General features: G+C 72.3%; 1 protein-coding gene. It reads left to right on the top strand.

What is annotated here, in order from left to right:
* The coding region (locus AB0C29_RS50245) for a CoA transferase (protein WP_360835714.1) at positions 1-1,018 on the top strand (1,018 nt) is incomplete at both ends.

The raw sequence follows: 1,018 nt of genomic DNA on the forward strand, positions 1-1,018 counted from the left end.
CGACCTGACCAATGTTCTCGCCGGCCCGTACTGCACCTATCACCTGATGCTGCTCGGCGCCGAGGTGATCAAGGTCGAGATGCCGGGCCGGGGCGATCTCGCCCGGCGGCTCGGGCCCGACGCCGAACTCAACGAGGCCGGGTTGGGCGCGTCGTTCCTGGCCCAGAACGCCGGCAAGAAGTCCGTCGAGCTCGACCTCAAGTCCGACGGCGGCCGGGCCGCCTTCGAGCAGCTCGCCACCCACGCCGACGTGCTGGTCGAGAACTACCGGGCCGGCGTGCTGGCCCGGGTCGGCTTCCCGTGGGAACGGCTGCGCGAACTCAACCCGGGCCTGGTCTACTGCGCGATCAGTGGTTTCGGCCAGACCGGGCCGATGAGCCAGGCCCCGGCCTACGACCAGATCATCCAGGGCCTGTCCGGGATGATGAGCGTGACCGGCACGCCGGAGACCGCCCCGCTGCGGGTCGGCTTCCCGATCGCCGACACGGTCGGCGGGCTCAGCGCGGCCCTGGCCATCACGGCGGCACTGGCGGGCCGGCAGATCGACGGCCGGGGCCGGTTCCTGGACGTGTCCATGCTGGAGGCCTCGTTGTCCGCGATGGGCTGGGCGGTCTCCAACTATCTGGTCAGCGGGATCGAGCCGCGGCCGATGGGCCATCAGAACGCGACGGCCGCACCGTCGGGCACGTTCGAGGCGGCGGACGGCCCGCTCAACATCGCGGCCAACCGCCAGGAGCAGTACGAGACCTTGTGCCGGCTGGCCGAGCGGGCCGACCTGATCGACGACCCGCGGTTCGCCGACCGGGAAGCCCGCAAGCGGAACCGTGAGGCGCTCAACCAGGTGCTCAACGAGGCACTGCGGAGCCGCCCGGCCGCCGAATGGGAACACATCCTGTCGGCGGCCGGAGTGCCGGCCGCCCGCATCCTCACCGTCGCTCAAGCGGTCGCGGCCGACCAGATCGCCGGCCGGGGCTTCCTCGCCGACCTGCCGTTCCCGGCCGGCACGCCCCGGGCCGCG

This window comes from Actinoplanes sp. NPDC048791 (assembly GCF_040650095.1).
In the GTDB taxonomy this organism is placed as follows: Bacteria; Actinomycetota; Actinomycetes; order Mycobacteriales; family Micromonosporaceae; genus Actinoplanes.